At 71.0% G+C, this 15,145-nt stretch carries 16 protein-coding genes and 1 CRISPR repeat array; of the genes, 6 read left to right on the top strand and 10 right to left on the bottom strand.

From position 1 onward, the window contains the following. The first annotated feature begins 363 nt into the window (after positions 1-363). Complete coding sequence (locus tag ACIPLC_RS27650) at positions 364-1,110, top strand: RICIN domain-containing protein (protein WP_400475721.1); 747 nt, start codon at positions 364-366, stop codon at positions 1,108-1,110. A 220-nt stretch (positions 1,111-1,330) separates the two neighbouring features. On the opposite strand, the gene ACIPLC_RS27645 is transcribed toward ACIPLC_RS27650, so the two are convergent. From ACIPLC_RS27645 to ACIPLC_RS27635, 3 genes are all read right to left on the bottom strand, one after another. Beyond that, the gene (locus ACIPLC_RS27645; RefSeq protein WP_400475720.1) at positions 1,331-1,765 is read right to left on the bottom strand and encodes a VOC family protein; all 435 of its coding nucleotides are present in this window, start codon (positions 1,763-1,765) and stop codon (positions 1,331-1,333) included. A 162-nt stretch (positions 1,766-1,927) separates the two neighbouring features. Continuing rightward, positions 1,928-3,232 (bottom strand): cytochrome P450, encoded by a 1,305-nt coding sequence (locus ACIPLC_RS27640; protein ID WP_400475719.1) that lies wholly within the window; start codon positions 3,230-3,232, stop codon positions 1,928-1,930. Positions 3,233-3,472: 240 nt separating this feature from the next. Next, a complete protein-coding gene (locus ACIPLC_RS27635) occupies positions 3,473-3,958 on the bottom strand; it encodes an FBP domain-containing protein (RefSeq protein WP_400475718.1) in 486 nt (161 codons plus the stop codon). Positions 3,959-4,029: 71 nt separating this feature from the next. On the opposite strand from ACIPLC_RS27635, the gene ACIPLC_RS27630 reads away from it, so the two are divergent. From ACIPLC_RS27630 to ACIPLC_RS27620, 3 genes are all read left to right on the top strand, one after another. Beyond that, entirely contained in the window at positions 4,030-4,599 is a 570-nt protein-coding gene (locus tag ACIPLC_RS27630; protein WP_400475717.1) for a TetR/AcrR family transcriptional regulator, read from the top strand. Between the two features lie 100 nt (positions 4,600-4,699). Next, positions 4,700-5,230: a GNAT family N-acetyltransferase gene (locus tag ACIPLC_RS27625; RefSeq protein ID WP_400475716.1), complete on the top strand. Its 531-nt coding sequence runs from the start codon at positions 4,700-4,702 to the stop codon at positions 5,228-5,230. A gap of 2 nt (positions 5,231-5,232) precedes the next feature. Further along, on the top strand, positions 5,233-6,123 hold the full coding sequence (locus ACIPLC_RS27620) for a S41 family peptidase (protein WP_400475715.1): 891 nt from the start codon (positions 5,233-5,235) through the stop codon (positions 6,121-6,123). Positions 6,124-6,250: 127 nt separating this feature from the next. On the opposite strand, the gene ACIPLC_RS27615 is transcribed toward ACIPLC_RS27620, so the two are convergent. Continuing rightward, positions 6,251-7,243 (bottom strand): Lrp/AsnC family transcriptional regulator, encoded by a 993-nt coding sequence (locus ACIPLC_RS27615; protein WP_400475714.1) that lies wholly within the window; start codon positions 7,241-7,243, stop codon positions 6,251-6,253. Positions 7,244-7,457: 214 nt separating this feature from the next. Here ACIPLC_RS27615 and ACIPLC_RS27610 point away from each other — a divergent pair, with 214 nt between their 5' ends. Next, on the top strand, positions 7,458-8,897 hold the full coding sequence (locus tag ACIPLC_RS27610) for a UbiD family decarboxylase (RefSeq protein WP_400475713.1): 1,440 nt from the start codon (positions 7,458-7,460) through the stop codon (positions 8,895-8,897). An 80-nt stretch (positions 8,898-8,977) separates the two neighbouring features. Beyond that, positions 8,978-9,622 (top strand): UbiX family flavin prenyltransferase, encoded by a 645-nt coding sequence (locus tag ACIPLC_RS27605; RefSeq protein WP_400475712.1) that lies wholly within the window; start codon positions 8,978-8,980, stop codon positions 9,620-9,622. Between the two features lie 108 nt (positions 9,623-9,730). Here the strand turns inward: ACIPLC_RS27605 and ACIPLC_RS27600 are convergent, their stop codons facing one another. The 6 genes from ACIPLC_RS27600 to cas7e form a co-directional block, all read right to left on the bottom strand. Then, positions 9,731-10,120, bottom strand: a complete 390-nt coding sequence (locus ACIPLC_RS27600; protein ID WP_400475711.1) for a RidA family protein — start codon at positions 10,118-10,120, stop codon at positions 9,731-9,733. A gap of 167 nt (positions 10,121-10,287) precedes the next feature. Further along, positions 10,288-10,987: direct repeats of the CRISPR family, unit length 29 nt; unit sequence GGAGCAATCCCCGCGCGTGCGGGGCCGAC. A gap of 18 nt (positions 10,988-11,005) precedes the next feature. Continuing rightward, positions 11,006-11,284, bottom strand: a complete 279-nt coding sequence (gene cas2e, locus ACIPLC_RS27595) for a type I-E CRISPR-associated endoribonuclease Cas2e (protein WP_392913460.1) — start codon at positions 11,282-11,284, stop codon at positions 11,006-11,008. Further along, positions 11,281-12,303 (bottom strand): type I-E CRISPR-associated endonuclease Cas1e, encoded by a 1,023-nt coding sequence (cas1e, locus tag ACIPLC_RS27590; protein ID WP_400475710.1) that lies wholly within the window; start codon positions 12,301-12,303, stop codon positions 11,281-11,283. Before cas1e ends, cas2e begins: the two co-directional genes overlap by 4 nt. Before the next feature lie 3 nt (positions 12,304-12,306). After that, complete coding sequence (cas6e, locus tag ACIPLC_RS27585; protein WP_400475709.1) at positions 12,307-13,080, bottom strand: type I-E CRISPR-associated protein Cas6/Cse3/CasE; 774 nt, start codon at positions 13,078-13,080, stop codon at positions 12,307-12,309. A gap of 4 nt (positions 13,081-13,084) precedes the next feature. Continuing rightward, positions 13,085-13,984 (bottom strand): type I-E CRISPR-associated protein Cas5/CasD, encoded by a 900-nt coding sequence (gene cas5e / locus ACIPLC_RS27580; protein ID WP_400475708.1) that lies wholly within the window; start codon positions 13,982-13,984, stop codon positions 13,085-13,087. Then, positions 13,984-15,123: a type I-E CRISPR-associated protein Cas7/Cse4/CasC gene (gene cas7e / locus ACIPLC_RS27575; RefSeq protein ID WP_400475745.1), complete on the bottom strand. Its 1,140-nt coding sequence runs from the start codon at positions 15,121-15,123 to the stop codon at positions 13,984-13,986. The genes cas5e and cas7e overlap by 1 nt, the downstream gene beginning before the upstream one ends. Positions 15,124-15,145: the final 22 nt, after the last annotated feature.

Genomic DNA, 15,145 nt, shown 5'->3' with positions numbered 1-15,145 from the left:
TCGGCGGGTTTGGCCCCATGCTCCGGCGGCCACGGCCGGGGCGGCCTGAGTACGGGTGCTCAGGCCGGGCAGGTGGGGCTTGTGGGGCTTGTGGCGCTTGTAGGACGGAGGTGACTTGAGCGACCAGAGGTGCTGATGTTTCGTCAATTCGACTGGAGCAGATCCGCGTTCGGTGCGTGCCCCGCGCGAACGAGCAGGTCGCGGATGAGCTGAGGTGAATGACGAAATCTTGTCGGCTCACACCCGTTGACGCCCACAGACGGCACTGCAATGCTCATGACCCGATCTGTGAAACATCTGCGCGACACCATCACTCCGTCATCACGGAAAGGGTCAACCCCCATGCGCCGTACAGCTGTTGTCATGATGACCACGCTGCTTGCCTCCGCCGCGGCACTCGTCGTCCCCGCCGCGGCCCAGGCCGCTCCCGCCACCACCCAGACGGCCCAGACGAGCCCGAGCGCGTCGCTGGCCGGCGGGTGTACCGCCACCCCCGTCGGCGGCGGCCAGGTCATCGGAACCTGTTCGGGCATCAGCCCCCTGCAGATCTGGCGCGTGCAGGCGCAGTGCCAGTACTACGTCAACAACACCGGCCCGTACATGCGGATGGCGATCGGCGGGACGGTCGTCGGCAGCGGGATGAGCACCGCCATGTGCAACTTCGGCGACACCATCATGTTCCCGCAGGTCGTCTTCCTCGGAACGGTGCCGCCGCCGGTCTCCGGGCCGCAGGGCCAGATCAGCGGCTACGCGAGCAAGTGCATCGACGTCCAGGGCGCCGACAACAAGAACGGCACCCCGGTCCAGATCTACGACTGCAACGGCAGCGGCGCCCAGAAGTGGACCGTCGGGGTGGACGGGACGCTGCGCGCCCTCGGCAAGTGCATGGACGTGCAGGGCGGCGGCACCGCCAACCACACCATGGTCCAGCTCTACGACTGCAACGGCAGCGGCGCCCAGCAGTGGAAGGCCCAGCCCGACGGCTCGGTGCTCAACCCGCAGTCCGGCCGCTGCCTGGACGACCTCGGCTTCGGCACCAACAACGGCAACCAGCTCGGCATCTGGGACTGCAACGGCGCCGCCAACCAGAAGTGGAACCTCCCGCAGTAGTCCACCGCAGGTCGGCCCCGCCCGGCCGGAACCACGGCTGAACCACGGCTAAACTGCGGCTGAACTGCGCTGGATCCGAACCGGACCCGCGCCGGAAGCGCGCCGATCTCCGCAACGGTACGGGAGACCCTGAAGCGCCTTGACAGGTCGGCGGGCGGTTCTCGTCCTGGCCCACGGGGACAGGACGAGGACCCGCTCGCCGGCCTCTCAGCCGAGTGAGTCAGTCGAGACAGAACTCGTTGCCCTCGATGTCCTGCATCACGAGGCACGACTCGTTGAACCCATCGGCCCGCAGCAGCCGCACGCGCACCGCGCCGAGCGCGACCAGCCGGGCGCACTCGGCCTCCAGTGCGGCGAGGCGCTCCTCGCCCACGAGCCCGGTGCCGACCCGCACGTCAAGGTGCACCCGGTTCTTGACGGCCTTGCCTTCGGGAACGCGCTGGAAGTACAGCCGCGGGCCCACACCCGAGGGATCACCGCAGACGAACCCTGCCCCCTGACGCTCAGGCGGCAGAGAGCGATCGACATCGCTCCACGTGGCGAACCCCTCCGGCGGCGACGGTACGACGTACCCCAACACCGCGCACCAGAAGCGAGCGACGCGCTCAGGTTCTGCGCAGTCGAAGGTGACCTGGAACTGCCTGATCAATGCCATCGCTCCTCCATAACGCGTGCCGTTCACTGCCCGAGACCCCGGATGTCATCGCCGTGTGGAGCGCGGTCGTGCCACCGGGGATGCAGCGATGTCCACCTCGTCGTCGTACGACGTGGTGGCCTCGGTCACGGCGGGCGAGCCTGCCACATGGTCACCCGAGGCTCAACCGGTTTTTCCGGCCGGCCCCGCATGGTCCTGGGGCCGCAGGCGCACGGGGAGGGCCTTCAGGTGCCAGTTGACCGGGTTGGTGCCCCGTTGCAAGTGCTCCGGATCGGTGGCGAGTTGCAGGTCGGGGACGCGGCTGAACAACGCGGTCAGGGCGACGGCGGTCTCCTCCTGGGCGAGGTGCGCGCCCAGACAGCGGTGGGCGCCGTGCCCGAATCCGAGGTGGGTCTCCCTGCTGCGGCGGGTGCGGCCGAGGTCGAGCCGATCGGGGTCGGTGAAGGCGTCCGGGTCGCGGTTGGCCGCGGACACGATCGGAAGGACGGCTTCCCCGGCGCGCACCGGGGTGCCGCCGACCGTGGTGTCGCGGGTGGCGTAGCGGGGCAGCGCGCGTACGACGGGTCCGCAGTAGCGCATGAGTTCATCGACGGCGTACGGCATGAGGGTCGGGTCCTCGCGCAGCAGGGCGAGTTGGTCGGGGTGGGCGAGGAGCACCTCGGTGCTGTTGGCGATGAGGTTGACGGTGGTGATGTGCCCGGCGACGACCAGGTTGGTGATGAGGGCGACGAGCTCGTCGGTGCTCAGGCGGTCGTCGTGGTGGGGCGCGAGCAGTTCGGAGATGAGGTCGCTGCCGGGGTGGGTGGTGTGGAGGTCGACGAGGGCGTGGGCGTCGTCGACCATGCCGGCGAGTGCGTCGCCCAGTTCCTCACCGCAGGTGCCGGCGGTCAGCGTGGCGCTCCGCTCCCGCCAACGGTCGCGGTCGGCTTCGGGGACGGCGATGAGTTCGCAGATGACGGTGATGGGCAGCGGTCGGGCGAAGTGCTCGATCAGGTCGACGACGCCGTCCTCGGTGTGGTCCGGTAGGCGGTCGAGCAGTCGGGTGGCGATGGCCTCGATCCTGGGGCGCAGCGCGGCCACGCGGCGCGGGGAGAAAGCGGCGGTGACCAGGCCGCGCAGTCGGCGGTGGTCGGCGCCGTCCGAGTCGAAGATCCCGGCGCGCAGGTACTTCTCGTGCCCCGCGTACATGCCGCGGGCCTGCCAGGTCTGTTCGGTGCGGTGGGCCACCGACACGCCGGGGACGGCCGTGGCGTCGATGGTGAAGCCGGGATCGCTCATGACCGTACGGATGTCGTCGTGGCGGGTGGCCACCCACATGGGGTCGACGCCTCGCACGCATCCCCGCACCATCTGCTCGCGTTCACGGATGTGCGCGTAGGAGATGAACGGATCACGGACCAGCTCCTGATCGGCCAAGTCCAGTGGTTCGTCGGCGGTTTCGGTACTGACCTGGCCCTGCGTCGTCATGTGGGGCGCTCCAAACTGGTGGTTGTTCCGTGCCCGTATCATGACGGCGGGACCACGCTGGCATGCCCGCCACCGATGTCAATCCACCCCAACGAGTGCATTCGTCACCGATAATGACGTATCGTCAGATATCCCTCCTTCGATCGGCCGCGGCGGCCGCCGCACCCCGGCCGGCGCACCCCGCTTCCAGGGGCCGGCACAGGGTGAGGACGAGGCCCCGGGGTGACGCTCCGCCCCGGGTCACGCGGTGACCTTGGCGACGAAGGCGGCGACGTTGGCCACGGTGCGCCGGATCTTCTCCTCGACGGTGAGCGACTCGTGCAGCCGGGTGCCGGTCTCCCGCTTGCCGCGCACGTAGAGCGAGCAGGCGAGGTCGCTGCACATGTAGGCGCCGACGGAGTTGCCCTGCTTGCCGGCCTTCCCGGCCAGGGGTGCGACCAGCAGCGAAACGCCCCCGGTATGGGTGGTCACGCAGAGCGAACAGATGCTGCGCCGAGCCTGCCAGGAGGCGGCACCGGAGGAGCGCAGCGCGACCGCCACCGCACGGCCGTCCACCTCGGCGGCGAGGTAGGCGCGATCGGGCGCCTGCGGGTCGCGCCAGCCGAGGAAGTCCAGGTCGTCCCAGGGCCGTTCGGCCAGGTCGCGGGGGATGTGCAGGCGCGTCGCCTCGCCCTTGGTGCAGTTCACGAAGGCGGAACGGATCTCTTGCTCGGTCAACGGCTTCATAGGAAATAACGTAAATTACCTAGGGCAATTAGGCAACTGTATAGTGGCCTCAGTCGATCGGAGGGAAGGCCATGGCGCGCGTAGGACTGAACGCGGAACGACTCACCCGGGCGGGGGCGGAACTGGCCGACGAGGTCGGCTTCGACAAGGTCACGGTCTCGGCGCTGGCGCGACGCTTCGGCGTCAAGGACGCGAGCCTGTACTCGCACGTCAAGAACTCCCAGGACCTCAAGACCAGGATCGCCCTGCTCGCCCTGGAGGAACTCGCCGACCGGGTCGCCGCCGCCCTGGCCGGACGCGCCGGCAAGGACGCCCTGGCCGCCTTCGCCAACGCCTACCGCGACTACGCCCGCGAACACCCCGGTCGCTACGCCGCCGGGCAGCTCCGACTCGACCCCGAGACCGCGCGCGCCAGCGCCGGCGTCCGGCACTCGCAGATGACGCGCGCGATCCTGCGCGGCTACGACCTCGCGGAGCCCGACGAGACCGACGCCGTCCGGCTGCTCGGCAGCACCTTCCACGGCTACGTGGCACTGGAGCAGGCAGGCGGCTTCCAGCACACCCCGCGCGCCACCGAGGACACCTGGGCGCGCATCGTGGACGCCCTCGACGCCCTGCTGCGCAACTGGCCGGCGGCCTGATCCGCCCCCTCCGGCACTCCCGAGGACGGCCACGGGGCGAGGCGCCGGGACAAGGTCGAATTCGGTTGAGCGGCCAACACGACCCTGGTAGCAATGTGACATGATACAAGGACTCAAGGTCGCCCTCCGTGCGCGCCACGAGAGTGACGTAGCCGTTCTGCACACCGAACTGTACGACGACGTCGCCGCCCGTTCCCGGGCCGACTCCCGCCCCTGGCGGCCCATCTCACCAGGGGCGGCGGAGTCCCCCTACGCCGTGGCCCCGCCCTCGGAGGAAGCGGCCTGCTTCTCCGTCCTGGAGCTGGCCACGGGGGAGTTGGCCGGTGAGGCCCTGCTCTGGGGCATCGACACCCACAACCGCACCGCCCACCTCGGGATCGCCCTGCGCCCGGGCCTGCGCGGCCGGGGCCTGGGCACCGACGTGGTCAGGGTGCTCTGCCAGTACGGCTTCGCGGTACGCGGCCTGCACCGGCTGCAACTGGAGACCCTCGCCGACAACACACCGATGATCGCGGCCGCCAGCAGGGCCGGCTTCACCCTGGAGGGAACGCTCCGCCGCTCCGCCTGGGTGTGCGGCGAGTTCGCGGACGAGGTCGTCCTCGGGCTCCTCGCCGAGGACTGGAGGCCGTGACCATGCCCACCAACACGGAGATCATCGGCCTGGCCCTGGACCGGATCACGGCCGGGTACGTCTTCCCCCAGCGAGTCGTCGAGATCGACAACGCGATCCGGAGCCGGCTCGCGGCCGGGGCGTACAACACGCTGAGCGGCCCCGAACTCTGCGAGACCGTGACCGCCCACCTCCAGGAGGTCTGCCCGGACAAGCACCTGAGGCTGCTCTGGCAGGACGAGCCGCAGTCCACGGACCCGGTGGACGAGGACGGAGGCCGGGCGGCCTTCCTCGCCATGCTGAGGGCCGAGAACCAGGGCATCCGCCGCTTCGAACACCTCGAAGGCAATGTCGGCCATCTCGACGTCCGGCGGATCGCCGACGCCGGCGAGGGCGCCCGCGTGATCGGTGCGGCCATGCAACTGGCCGCCCACACCAGTGCGCTCATCCTCGATCTGCGGGAGTGCCGCGGCGGCTCGCCCGAGGGCGCCGCCATGTGGTGCAGCTACTTCTTCCCTGACGACCAGGTGCACCTCAACGACATCTACGAACGCTCCACCGGCTCCACCCGGCAGTACTGGACCGCCTCGCATCTGCCCGCACCGCGCTACCTCGACCGCCCGGTGTACGTACTCACCAGCGCCGTCACCTTCTCGGGCGGGGAGGACGTGGCCTACACCCTGCAGGCGCACGGGCGCGCCGTCCTCGTCGGCGAGACGACCCGCGGTGGTGCTCACCCGACCGCCCGGCACCCGGTGACGGAGCACATCAGCGTCACCGTGCCGACCGCCCGGACGGTCAGCACCGTCACCGGGACCAACTGGGAGGGCGTGGGTGTCGTGCCGGACCTCGTCACCGCCGCAGGGCAGGCGCTTGCGGCGGCGCACAAGGACGCACTGGACCGCACGGCGTAGCTGCCTCAGTGCCGTCGGCGACGCCCGCGGTCCCGCAGTCCGGCAGTCCCGCACCTGCGCGTGCCCGTCGACCGCCGCTGGCCGACCGCCGCTGGCCGACCACCAGCCGCCGTTCCTCGCCGAGGCCTCAGCCGCGCCGCGTGCCGCCCGGCCGGTTGCGGTGGCGGCCGACGGTGCCGACCCGCTTGAGGGTCCGGACGACCGGGGCGGTCTCGACCGCGTCGATGCCCGGTAGGGCGCCGAGCCGGTCGGTCAGGTAGTCGTACAGGTACTCGTCGTCGGGGCAGAGGACGGAAGCGAGGAGGTCGGTGCGCCCCGTGGTGGCGGCGGCGTACGCGACTTCGGGGTGTTCGGCCAGGGCGGCGCCGACGGCGGCGAGGTGCGCGGGCCGCACCGACATCCAGATGGCGGTGGTGGTCGGGCTGCCGAGCAGGCGCTCGTCGATGTCCAGGACGAAGAAGAGCGCTCCGGCCGCGCGCAGGTGGGCGATCCGGCGGCGCACCGTCGACTCGTGGCAGCGGGCCTCGGCCGCGAGCGCGGCGTACGTCGTCCGGCCGTCGCGGGCCAGCGCGGCGAGCAGGACGTGGTCGAGCTCGGTGAGCTCCACCGACGGGGACCGCGCGTCGGGGGGCGCGAAGGCGGGGGCGAGCGCGTCCCGCTGGTCCTGGTCCAGGGCGCAGGTGAGGGCACCCCAGGTGGTCGGACCACCCTTGAACAGCCGCAGCACGCGCTGCGCGGTGATCGAGGTGACCCCCGGGAGCCGGTCGAGCAGTTGCACCGGCGCGTCCTGGGCGCCGTCCCGGTGCGCCACGAGATGGCAGACGATCTCGGTGGCGCCGGAGGCGAGTTGGACCCACCGCGTGTCCTCCCGCGCGGCCAGGGCCCGGGCCAGTCCGAGCGAGGCGCCGGGGGCGGACTGCACCCGCAGCGCCCACACCGTCTGCCCGACGGGCCGGGGGTTGAGCCGGCCGATGACACGCAGCCCGGCGCTCTCGCACAGCGCGGCGTAGCGGCGGGCGACGACCTGCTCGGAGACGCCCAGCACCGAGGCGATCCGGCGCAGGGAGGCGCGCCCGTCGATCTGCAGGGCGTGAATCAGCCGGAGATTGAGGGATTCCACGCCTCCAGACCCTATCCCCGGCGGCATCCGGCGCGTGCGCCCGGACTCGTTGCGCCCGCTCGCGGCCGATCCGGATCATCGGTGTGCAGGCCAGCGCGGCACCTGTCCGCGCGGGACTGCGATCCCCCGTGGCGGCCGTGCCAGGCGCGGCCGCCACCCGCGAGGAAGAGGAGGAGGGGAGACCCGGGCACACCGCCCGGCTCCCCGACGGCAGATGAGCGCATTCCGTGATCTTCGGCATTACATCGACCACCTGACCGAGGCCCTCGGGGCGGACGAAGTCCTCCAGATCGACGGCGCCGACCGCGACCTGGACATCGGAGGCATCACCGAACTGCTGGCGGAGCGGGAAGGCCCCGCCCTGATGTTCGACAACATCCCGGGATTCCCCACCGGGTACCGGGTGTTCACCAACTTCATGGGGACGCCCGCCCGTACCGCGGTGGCGCTCGGACTGCCGCACGACACCGCCAAGCTCGACATCGTGCGGGCCTGGAAGGACCTCAGCAAGCGGATCGAGCCCGTTCCCCCCGTGGAGGTCGCCACCGGCCCGATCCTGGAGAACGTCCTGGTCGGCGACGACGTCGACCTCGGGATCTTCCCCACCCCGCGCTGGCACGACAACGACGGCGGCCGCTACATCGGCACCGCCTGCATGGTGATCACCCGCGACCCCGACAGCGGCTGGGTCAACGTCGGCACGTACCGGGCCTGCGTCCAGGGCCGTGACCGGCTGTCGCTGTGGATGCTCGGCAACCGGCATGCCAAGGCGATCGCCGAGAAGTACTGGGCGCGCGGCCAGGCCTGCCCGATCGCCGTGGTCGTGGGCCAGGACCCGATCCTGTCGACCGCCGCGGCGATCGCCGCACCGTCCGGGATGTCGGAGTACGACCTGGCGGGCGGACTGCGCGGGGAGGGCGTCGAGGTCCTGTACGCACCGGGCAGCGAACTTCCGATCCCCGCGTACGCCGAGATCGTGATCGAGGGCGAACTGCCGCCGGTCGAGGAGGAGTCCGTCCTGGAGGGCCCCTTCGGGGAATGGACCGGCTACTACACGCACTCGGGCCAGGAAACGGTCGTCCGGGTCACCCGGATCCTGCACCGCGACGACCCGATCATCCTGGGCGCCCCGCCGATGCTGCCGACCATCCCGGCCGGCGACCAGGCCGTCCCGCTCTACTCGGCGTCGCTGACCTGGGACCACCTGGAGGCGTCCGGCGTACAGAACGTCAAGGGCGTGTGGGCCTACGCCCGACAGCTCCTGATGGTCGTCTCCATCGAGCAGACCGGCGCGGGGGACGCCATGCACGCACTGCTGGCGGCGGCCGGGCGCAAGCGCACCGGCGGCATGGAACGGTACTTCGTCGTGGTCGACGAGGACATCGACATCACCGACATCAACCACGTCCTGTGGGCGATGTTCACCCGCGTCCACCCGGCCGAATCCATCCAGGTCCTGCGCGCGCCCACCACCGCCATCGACCCGAGGCTCGCGCCCGACAGGCTCGCCGCCGGCGACCTGTCGATGGGCATCGTGCTCATCGACGCGTGCAAGCCGTTCGCGTGGAAGGACCGGTACCCGGCGGCCAACCGCGTCGACCAGGCCACCCGCGAGCGGGTGCGCGAACGCTGGGCGGGCGTCCTGCCGCTGTAACCCGCCGGAGGGGAGGGAGCGGCGCGCCCCCTCCCCTCCGGTCCGTCCCCCGGTCGGTCCCCCTACGCCAGGAGCACATTGTGTCCGCCACACCCCCCACCCGCCTCGTCATCGGAGTCACCGGCGCCACCGGCGCCCCGATCGCCGTCCGCCTGCTCCAGGTCCTGCACGAGGTGCCACAGGTGGAGACCCACCTCGTCCTGAGCACCTGGGCCCGCTCCACGATCGAAACGGAGACGCCCTACAGCACCCGACACTTCGCCGAACTCGCCGACGTGACACACAAGTTCGGCGACCTCGGCGCCACCATCTCCTCCGGCTCCTACCCGGTCGCGGGCATGGCCATCGTCCCGTGCAGCATGAAGACGCTCGCGGCCGTCCGACACGGCATGGCCGACAACCTCATCGCCCGCGCCGCCGACGTCACCCTCAAGGAACGCCGCCCGCTGGTCCTCGTGCCCCGGGAGACGCCCCTCAACGAGATCCACCTCGACAACATGCTCGCGCTCTCCCGGATGGGCGTGCGCATCGTCCCCCCGATGCCCGCCTTCTACGACATCCCGAACGGCATCAGCGACCTCGTCGACCACATCGTCATGCGCATCCTCGACCAGTTCGACCTCCCCGTGGGCACCGCCGACATCGCCCAACGGTGGCCGGGCCTGGCCGACACCCGCCACCACCGCCCCGCCCGGGTACCGGCCTCGCCTGCACTCGGCTCCTGACCTCGCGGCTCACCTGCCGACCACGACAAGCCCGTCTCCCCATCCGCCACGAAGCCACAGCGCCGATCGCAGCCACCAACGTGCAGCTGCGATCAGCGACTTCGGGAATCAGTCGAGGATGGCGTCGATCTCCACTTCAACGAGCCACTCGGGATCGATGAAGCGCGAGACCTCAACGACGGTGCAGGCCGGACGGACCGACGCGAACCGCTCTCCGTGCGCTCGCGCGGCTTCCTTCCAACGAGTCACGTCAGTGAGCATGATGCGGGTCCGCACAACATCCCCCAGCGATGCCCCCGCGGCCTTCAGCGCGACCTCTGCAATGTCCAGACACCTGACGGTCTGGGCGTAGACGTCGCCCTTCCCCACAGTCGTCCCGTCATCCCCGATGGGAGCAGTCCCGGCGACCGCGACGTGCGCCCCCTTGCGGACTGCCCGGGAAAAGCCGATTTGGGGTTCGAGTGGCGAGCCGGAACTGACTATCTGCCGATGATCCATCGCACCATGCTCCCAGAGCACCGCATCTTTGAAAACAGGCCCTCCACCGAGTACTTCGCCCCTGAAGCAACCCATTAATGCCGATGTCTGGCCATCTGGTCGGTCCTTCTGCGGCAATCCCGGAGGCCAGGCCGACGGCGGGCTCACACCGTTTGCTCACCCAATGACGGAGCTATCCCACGCGTACGGGGCCGACTCGTCGTCCGGGGTGACATCCACGTACACGGCGGAGCAATCCCCGCGCGTGCGGGGCCGACAAGCCCGGCGAACTGCGGGCCAAGGTCGCCAAGGAGCAATCCCCGCGCGTGCGGGGCCGACGGCTTCGACGCGATCCTCACCCCCGCCGGCACGGAGCAATCCCCGCGCGTGCGGGGCCGACTGGTCGGCTATGCCGGCCCCGGAGCGCCGGCTGGAGCAATCCCCGCGCGTGCGGGGCCGACCCGTCGGGGCTGACGGCGCCCAGGCCGGGCAGGGAGCAATCCCCGCGCGTGCGGGGCCGACTCGTCGATGACGACCAGGGCCCGGACGCTGACGGAGCAATCCCCGCGCGTGCGGGGCCGACTGGACGTCCGTCCGGATGGCCATGATGGTCTCGGAGCAATCCCCGCGCGTGCGAGGCCGACCCACTGTGCGTGTCCTTGCGGCTACTGTCGCCGGAGCAATCCCCGCGCGTGCGGGGCCGACACTCGCGGCCACCGAGAAGGGAGCTGAGCAGAGGAGCAATCCCCGCGCGTGCGGGGCCGACGGTGATCGTCACAGGGGCCTCCGGAAGGCTCGGGAGCAATCCCCGCGCGTGCGGGGCCGACCTTCGGGGTGAGGAGCCAGATGTCACCGCCGTCGAGCAATCCCCGCGCGTGCGGGGCCGACACTTTGTGACCTGCGGGTTTATCGACGAGAGCGGGCTGAGAGGATAAGTCCGTCGAAGTCTACGGGCTTCCAGCGGTCCTTGCCGGCGGTGCGGACGGTCCAGCCTTGTTCGTTGCTGGCGGGTTCGACCAGGACGGCTTGGCCGTCGCCGATGCGGGTGGCGAGGAGGTCCCAGAGGCGGTCGCGGATGCGGCGGCTGGGGGTGCCGACGAAGACGCCGGCGTTGACTTCGACCATCCATCGGGTGAGGTGGCCGCGTAGGCCTTCGGGGGCGGCGATGAGGATGATGACGGTCATGGGCTGCCCGTGTCCTGGGTGAACTCCGGGCCGATGATGGCCAGGTGTTCGTCTCCCATGCCCGGGTCGGAGACCGGAGTCGTCGGCGTGCCCTCGGCCCCGGACCAGTTGACGCCGCCCTGGACCGTTCCGACGCGCTCGTCCCAGAGCTCGTTGACCTCGACGTCGGGCATCTCGGTGCCGTCCGGACTGAGAAGGGTCTTGACGTCGTGGACGATGCGCCCGAGCAGCTTGTCCTGGGCGATGCGGTCGCGCAGGCCGAGGCGGGCGTCGCGTTCCTCGGTATGGCCTTGCTTGGCGAGGTCGAAGGCGAGGGGGATGGTGTATTCGGCCTTGTAGAGGTCCGCGATGTCGAGGACGAACGAGGTGGCCAGGCCCGTGTGGACGAAACCGAGGCCGGGGCTGGCGCCCAGGCCGGTGATGACCGCGTGGCAGATCCCGTAGAGGGCCGCGTTGCCGGCTGACAGGAGGCGGTTGAGGTCGTCGCCGGCGGCGTAGGCGTCGCCGGCCTTGTAGACCCGGCCGTTCCAGGGGACGCCGGTGCGCCGGGACTCGGCCTGGTAGAGCTTGCGGATGCGAGCGCCCTCGCGGCCGCGCAGCTGCTGCATGGTGGCGGCGCCGACGTCCTCTCCGGGGAAGCGCATGCAGTACATGGTCCGGGCGACGGCCAGGCGTTCCTTGGTGCGGCTGACGAGCCAGGCCTGCCGGTTGAGGAGGGCCGCGCCGCGGCTGGGGCCGAGTCCTGCGGCGTACATCCGCACGCCCTGCTCGCCGACCCAGCACACGGTGGTGCCGGAGTCGGCGAGCAGGTTGACGGCGCCGTGGGTGATGCGGGTACCCGGGCCGAGAAGCATCACGGCGACCATGGCGGCCGGGACGCGGACGGTCTCGCGCTTGTTGATGACGACGACGGCGTTCTCGTCGCGGTCGATGTGGCTGCGCTCGACATAGACGCTGGAGACGCGGTCGGCGAGGCGGTGCAGGTCGTGGGGGTGGGCTTTCCACCAGATGTCGGCCATCGGTCAGTGGTGTCCGGTCGGCAGCGGGGCGAGGGTGAGCAGGCCGCAGCCGTAGGCCTTGGAGGGGCCGATGCCGCCGAGGAGGGCGGCTTGCAGCAGGCCAGGGTCGGTGATGTGCAGCCGGCCTTCGAAGGTAGCGGTGGTGAGGGTGACGGGGGTGCGGGTGCCGGGCTTGGTGAAGGTGTTGCGGCTACGGTCTGTGATCCTCACCTCCCGTGCGGCCTGCGTATCGGCAGGGGCGTCCGAGGCTGACGCTTCGAGGCCCGGTGCCGCGCTGTCGGTGCGCGCTTCGGGGATCGTGAAGCCCCAGCGCTGGGTGCGTTCGAGGAACCAGGTGAGCTGCTGGGCGGCGGTGCGGTGGGCCATGCGGTAGGAGCGGTGGTGGAGTTCCTCGGCGGTCTTGGTGCGGTGCGCGCTGGGCTTGTCGGGCTTGGAGGTGTTCTGGACGGGGCTGGCCTTGAGTCGGAAGGCGAACTCACGGCCGACGGCGAGCTGGGCGAGCAGCGGGCTGTAGTCGCGGACCGCGTAGTGCTCGCCCTCAGCGTCGGGCCAGCCTGCCCGTTCCACGATGTGGGTCCAGTCGGGCTTGGACGAGGTGAGGACCAGCAGCGTGGGGCGGCGCGGGTGGTCGGTGTCGAGGCGCCACAGGATCCGGTCGCCGGGGACGATGTCGGGGACACCGGCTGTGACGGCGCCGTGCAGGGCGCGGGGGTTGGCGAGCAGGGTGCGGCTGGCGGCGCGCAGGGGGTTGATGCGGACGCGGGAGAGGTAGGTCATCTGGTCACCAGCCCAGCAGGGCGAACGGGTCGTGGCCGCCGGCCGCAGTGGCCGGTTGGGCAGTCGTGGCGGTCGTAGCGGTCGTAGCGGTCGTGGCGAGGCCGGTGGGGACGTTGAGCCAGGCGTGGCGGATCCGCCGGGTGGTGAAGCCGCGTTCGCGGGGCGCGAAGGAGCGCGGGACGTCCTGCAGGGTGTCGTCGCCGGCCGGATCGTCGAAGGTCGCGGCCAGGTCGATCCGGTGGAGGGAGAACGGCTCCGGGCCCCGCTCGACCCGTCGGCGGTAGGCGGCCTTGACGGCGGTGCCCGCCTGCCAGGGCTCGTCCGCCAGCACGTCCTCCAGGGCTCCGGTGCGCACGGTGCCGAGGGCGATCGGCTGGGTGGGGGCGCAGGAGCGGCGGCCGAGGGCGAGCGGGAAAGCCGGGCGGCGGATCGCCTCGGCGAGCGTCGCGACGAGGGCGGCCGGGCCCTGGACGGCGGCGACGAACACCGCGTCCTGGAGGTAGTAGCGGTGGGTGACGTGGGTGTCCTTGGCCGGGGAGGTCGGCTTCTGGATGCCCTTGGCGTTGACGCCGCTCTGGGGCAGCGGGCGGCCCCGGTAGTCGCTGACGGTGTGGTAGTCGCGCAGCAGCGTACCGGGCTGGTCGATGCGCACGCCCAGGCGCAGGCCGACCAGGTCGGTGATGTCCGCTTCACGCGGAAATCCCGCAGCGGCGGCGAGCAAGCCGACGACGCCGGACTTCGTCGGCTGGGGCGGGGTGTCGCGGCGGTTGAAGGCGCTGCGGTCGCCCCAGGACTGGAGGGGCCCGGCCAGGCGCAGGACGAGGACCGCCTGGTCCTCTTCCTGCTCCGGGGCCGGTGCGAGATTGGGGGTGGGTGCGGGGGTCGGGGTGGGGTCGACGGACATCAGTTGTCGTTCACCCGCTCGGTGAGGGCGGTGCGCAGGCCGTCGCGCAGCTCGGCGAAGGTGCGGTTCACACCGAAGGCCTCCGCCAGCTCCTGCTCGGTCTCGTCGGTGTCGACGCCGAGGGTGTGGCAGATACCGACGTACAGCGGGGTGTCGCCCCACTGCTCGGTGGCGGTGGCGAACTCCACGGCGAGGCGGCGCGCGGACTCGGCGACGATTCCCCGGCTCGCCGGGACGGGGTTCTCGTACGCGGAGACGAGGTTCACGGGCTGGTCGGCGCGGACGACGACGGCGACCAGGCTGGGGCGGGTGCGGTGCGCGAAGGAGTTGCCGTAGCCGGTGGGCATGGACCGGGCGAAGGAGTCGACGAACAGGTCGACGGCGTCGACGGCGGCCTTGTCGTCGCCGAGGTTGCCGCGCAGCTGGTGCAGGCCCACGGTCGCGTAGCGGTAGAGGGTGGCGGAGTTGAAGCCGATGGTGCCGATCATGCCGGCGCCGGTCTCGTCGGCGGTGTTCTCGTCGTCGACGGCCGTGTAGTAGTCGAATTCGAGTTCGGCGGCGTGGGTGGAGATCGCGTGCGCCACCTGGGTGGCGGCGTCGACGTTCAGGCCGGGGATGTCGGCGACCATCCGACCGAAGAGCGCGACGTCGGCCGGGTGGCCGCTCTGCAGCTGCTCCTTGACCGGCAGGGCCTTGACGGCCTCGTCGAGGGCCTTGGCGTCGAGGGCGGCGAGGTCGGCGGCGGTGTCGGCGACCAGGTCGACGATGCCGTCCAGCTGGCGGCGCCCGTAGAAGAGCAGGTAGGCGGTGTCGCCCTCCTTCTTGCCGGCGGAGATCCCGGTCGACTTGATCAGGGCGTCGGCGATCCGCTGCGCGTCCTCGGCCTCGATGCCGGTGCGCTCGGTGATGCCCTTGGCTAGCTGGGCGGCGATCCGCTTGGTGCGGGTGGCGAGGTCCTGCCGGTCGCGGCTCTCGGCGAAGTGGATGCGGGTGGCACGCTTCCAGGCCTGGGAGGAGACGCGCGAGCGGCGCTTGCCACCGAAGTACGCCTCCTTGGGGTTGCCGTTGTCGTCCCGGTTGAGGTTGGCCGGCGGGACGGTCTGCAGGATGTGGACGTCGATGTAGAGGCGGGCGGTCATGCGCTTCTCCTCGGGGGTGGTG

It is taken from the genome of Kitasatospora sp. NPDC086801, from assembly GCF_044745805.1.
In the GTDB taxonomy this organism is placed as follows: domain Bacteria; phylum Actinomycetota; class Actinomycetes; order Streptomycetales; family Streptomycetaceae; genus Kitasatospora.
Note: the sequence above shows the minus strand (reverse complement) of the source record. Positions and strands in the feature narration are given on the sequence as shown.

Coding starts and splice junctions, on each gene's coding strand:
- ACIPLC_RS27650 (WP_400475721.1), top strand. CDS start 364: ATGATGACCACGCTGCTTGCCTCCGCCGCGGCACTCGTCGTCCCCGCC.
- ACIPLC_RS27645 (WP_400475720.1), bottom strand. CDS start 1,765: ATGGCATTGATCAGGCAGTTCCAGGTCACCTTCGACTGCGCAGAACCT.
- ACIPLC_RS27640 (WP_400475719.1), bottom strand. CDS start 3,232: ATGACGACGCAGGGCCAGGTCAGTACCGAAACCGCCGACGAACCACTG.
- ACIPLC_RS27635 (WP_400475718.1), bottom strand. CDS start 3,958: ATGAAGCCGTTGACCGAGCAAGAGATCCGTTCCGCCTTCGTGAACTGC.
- ACIPLC_RS27630 (WP_400475717.1), top strand. CDS start 4,030: ATGGCGCGCGTAGGACTGAACGCGGAACGACTCACCCGGGCGGGGGCG.
- ACIPLC_RS27625 (WP_400475716.1), top strand. CDS start 4,700: ATGATACAAGGACTCAAGGTCGCCCTCCGTGCGCGCCACGAGAGTGAC.
- ACIPLC_RS27620 (WP_400475715.1), top strand. CDS start 5,233: ATGCCCACCAACACGGAGATCATCGGCCTGGCCCTGGACCGGATCACG.
- ACIPLC_RS27610 (WP_400475713.1), top strand. CDS start 7,458: ATGAGCGCATTCCGTGATCTTCGGCATTACATCGACCACCTGACCGAG.
- ACIPLC_RS27600 (WP_400475711.1), bottom strand. CDS start 10,120: ATGGATCATCGGCAGATAGTCAGTTCCGGCTCGCCACTCGAACCCCAA.
- cas2e (WP_392913460.1), bottom strand. CDS start 11,284: ATGACCGTCATCATCCTCATCGCCGCCCCCGAAGGCCTACGCGGCCAC.
- cas1e (WP_400475710.1), bottom strand. CDS start 12,303: ATGGCCGACATCTGGTGGAAAGCCCACCCCCACGACCTGCACCGCCTC.
- cas6e (WP_400475709.1), bottom strand. CDS start 13,080: ATGACCTACCTCTCCCGCGTCCGCATCAACCCCCTGCGCGCCGCCAGC.
- cas5e (WP_400475708.1), bottom strand. CDS start 13,984: ATGTCCGTCGACCCCACCCCGACCCCCGCACCCACCCCCAATCTCGCA.
- cas7e (WP_400475745.1), bottom strand. CDS start 15,123: ATGACCGCCCGCCTCTACATCGACGTCCACATCCTGCAGACCGTCCCG.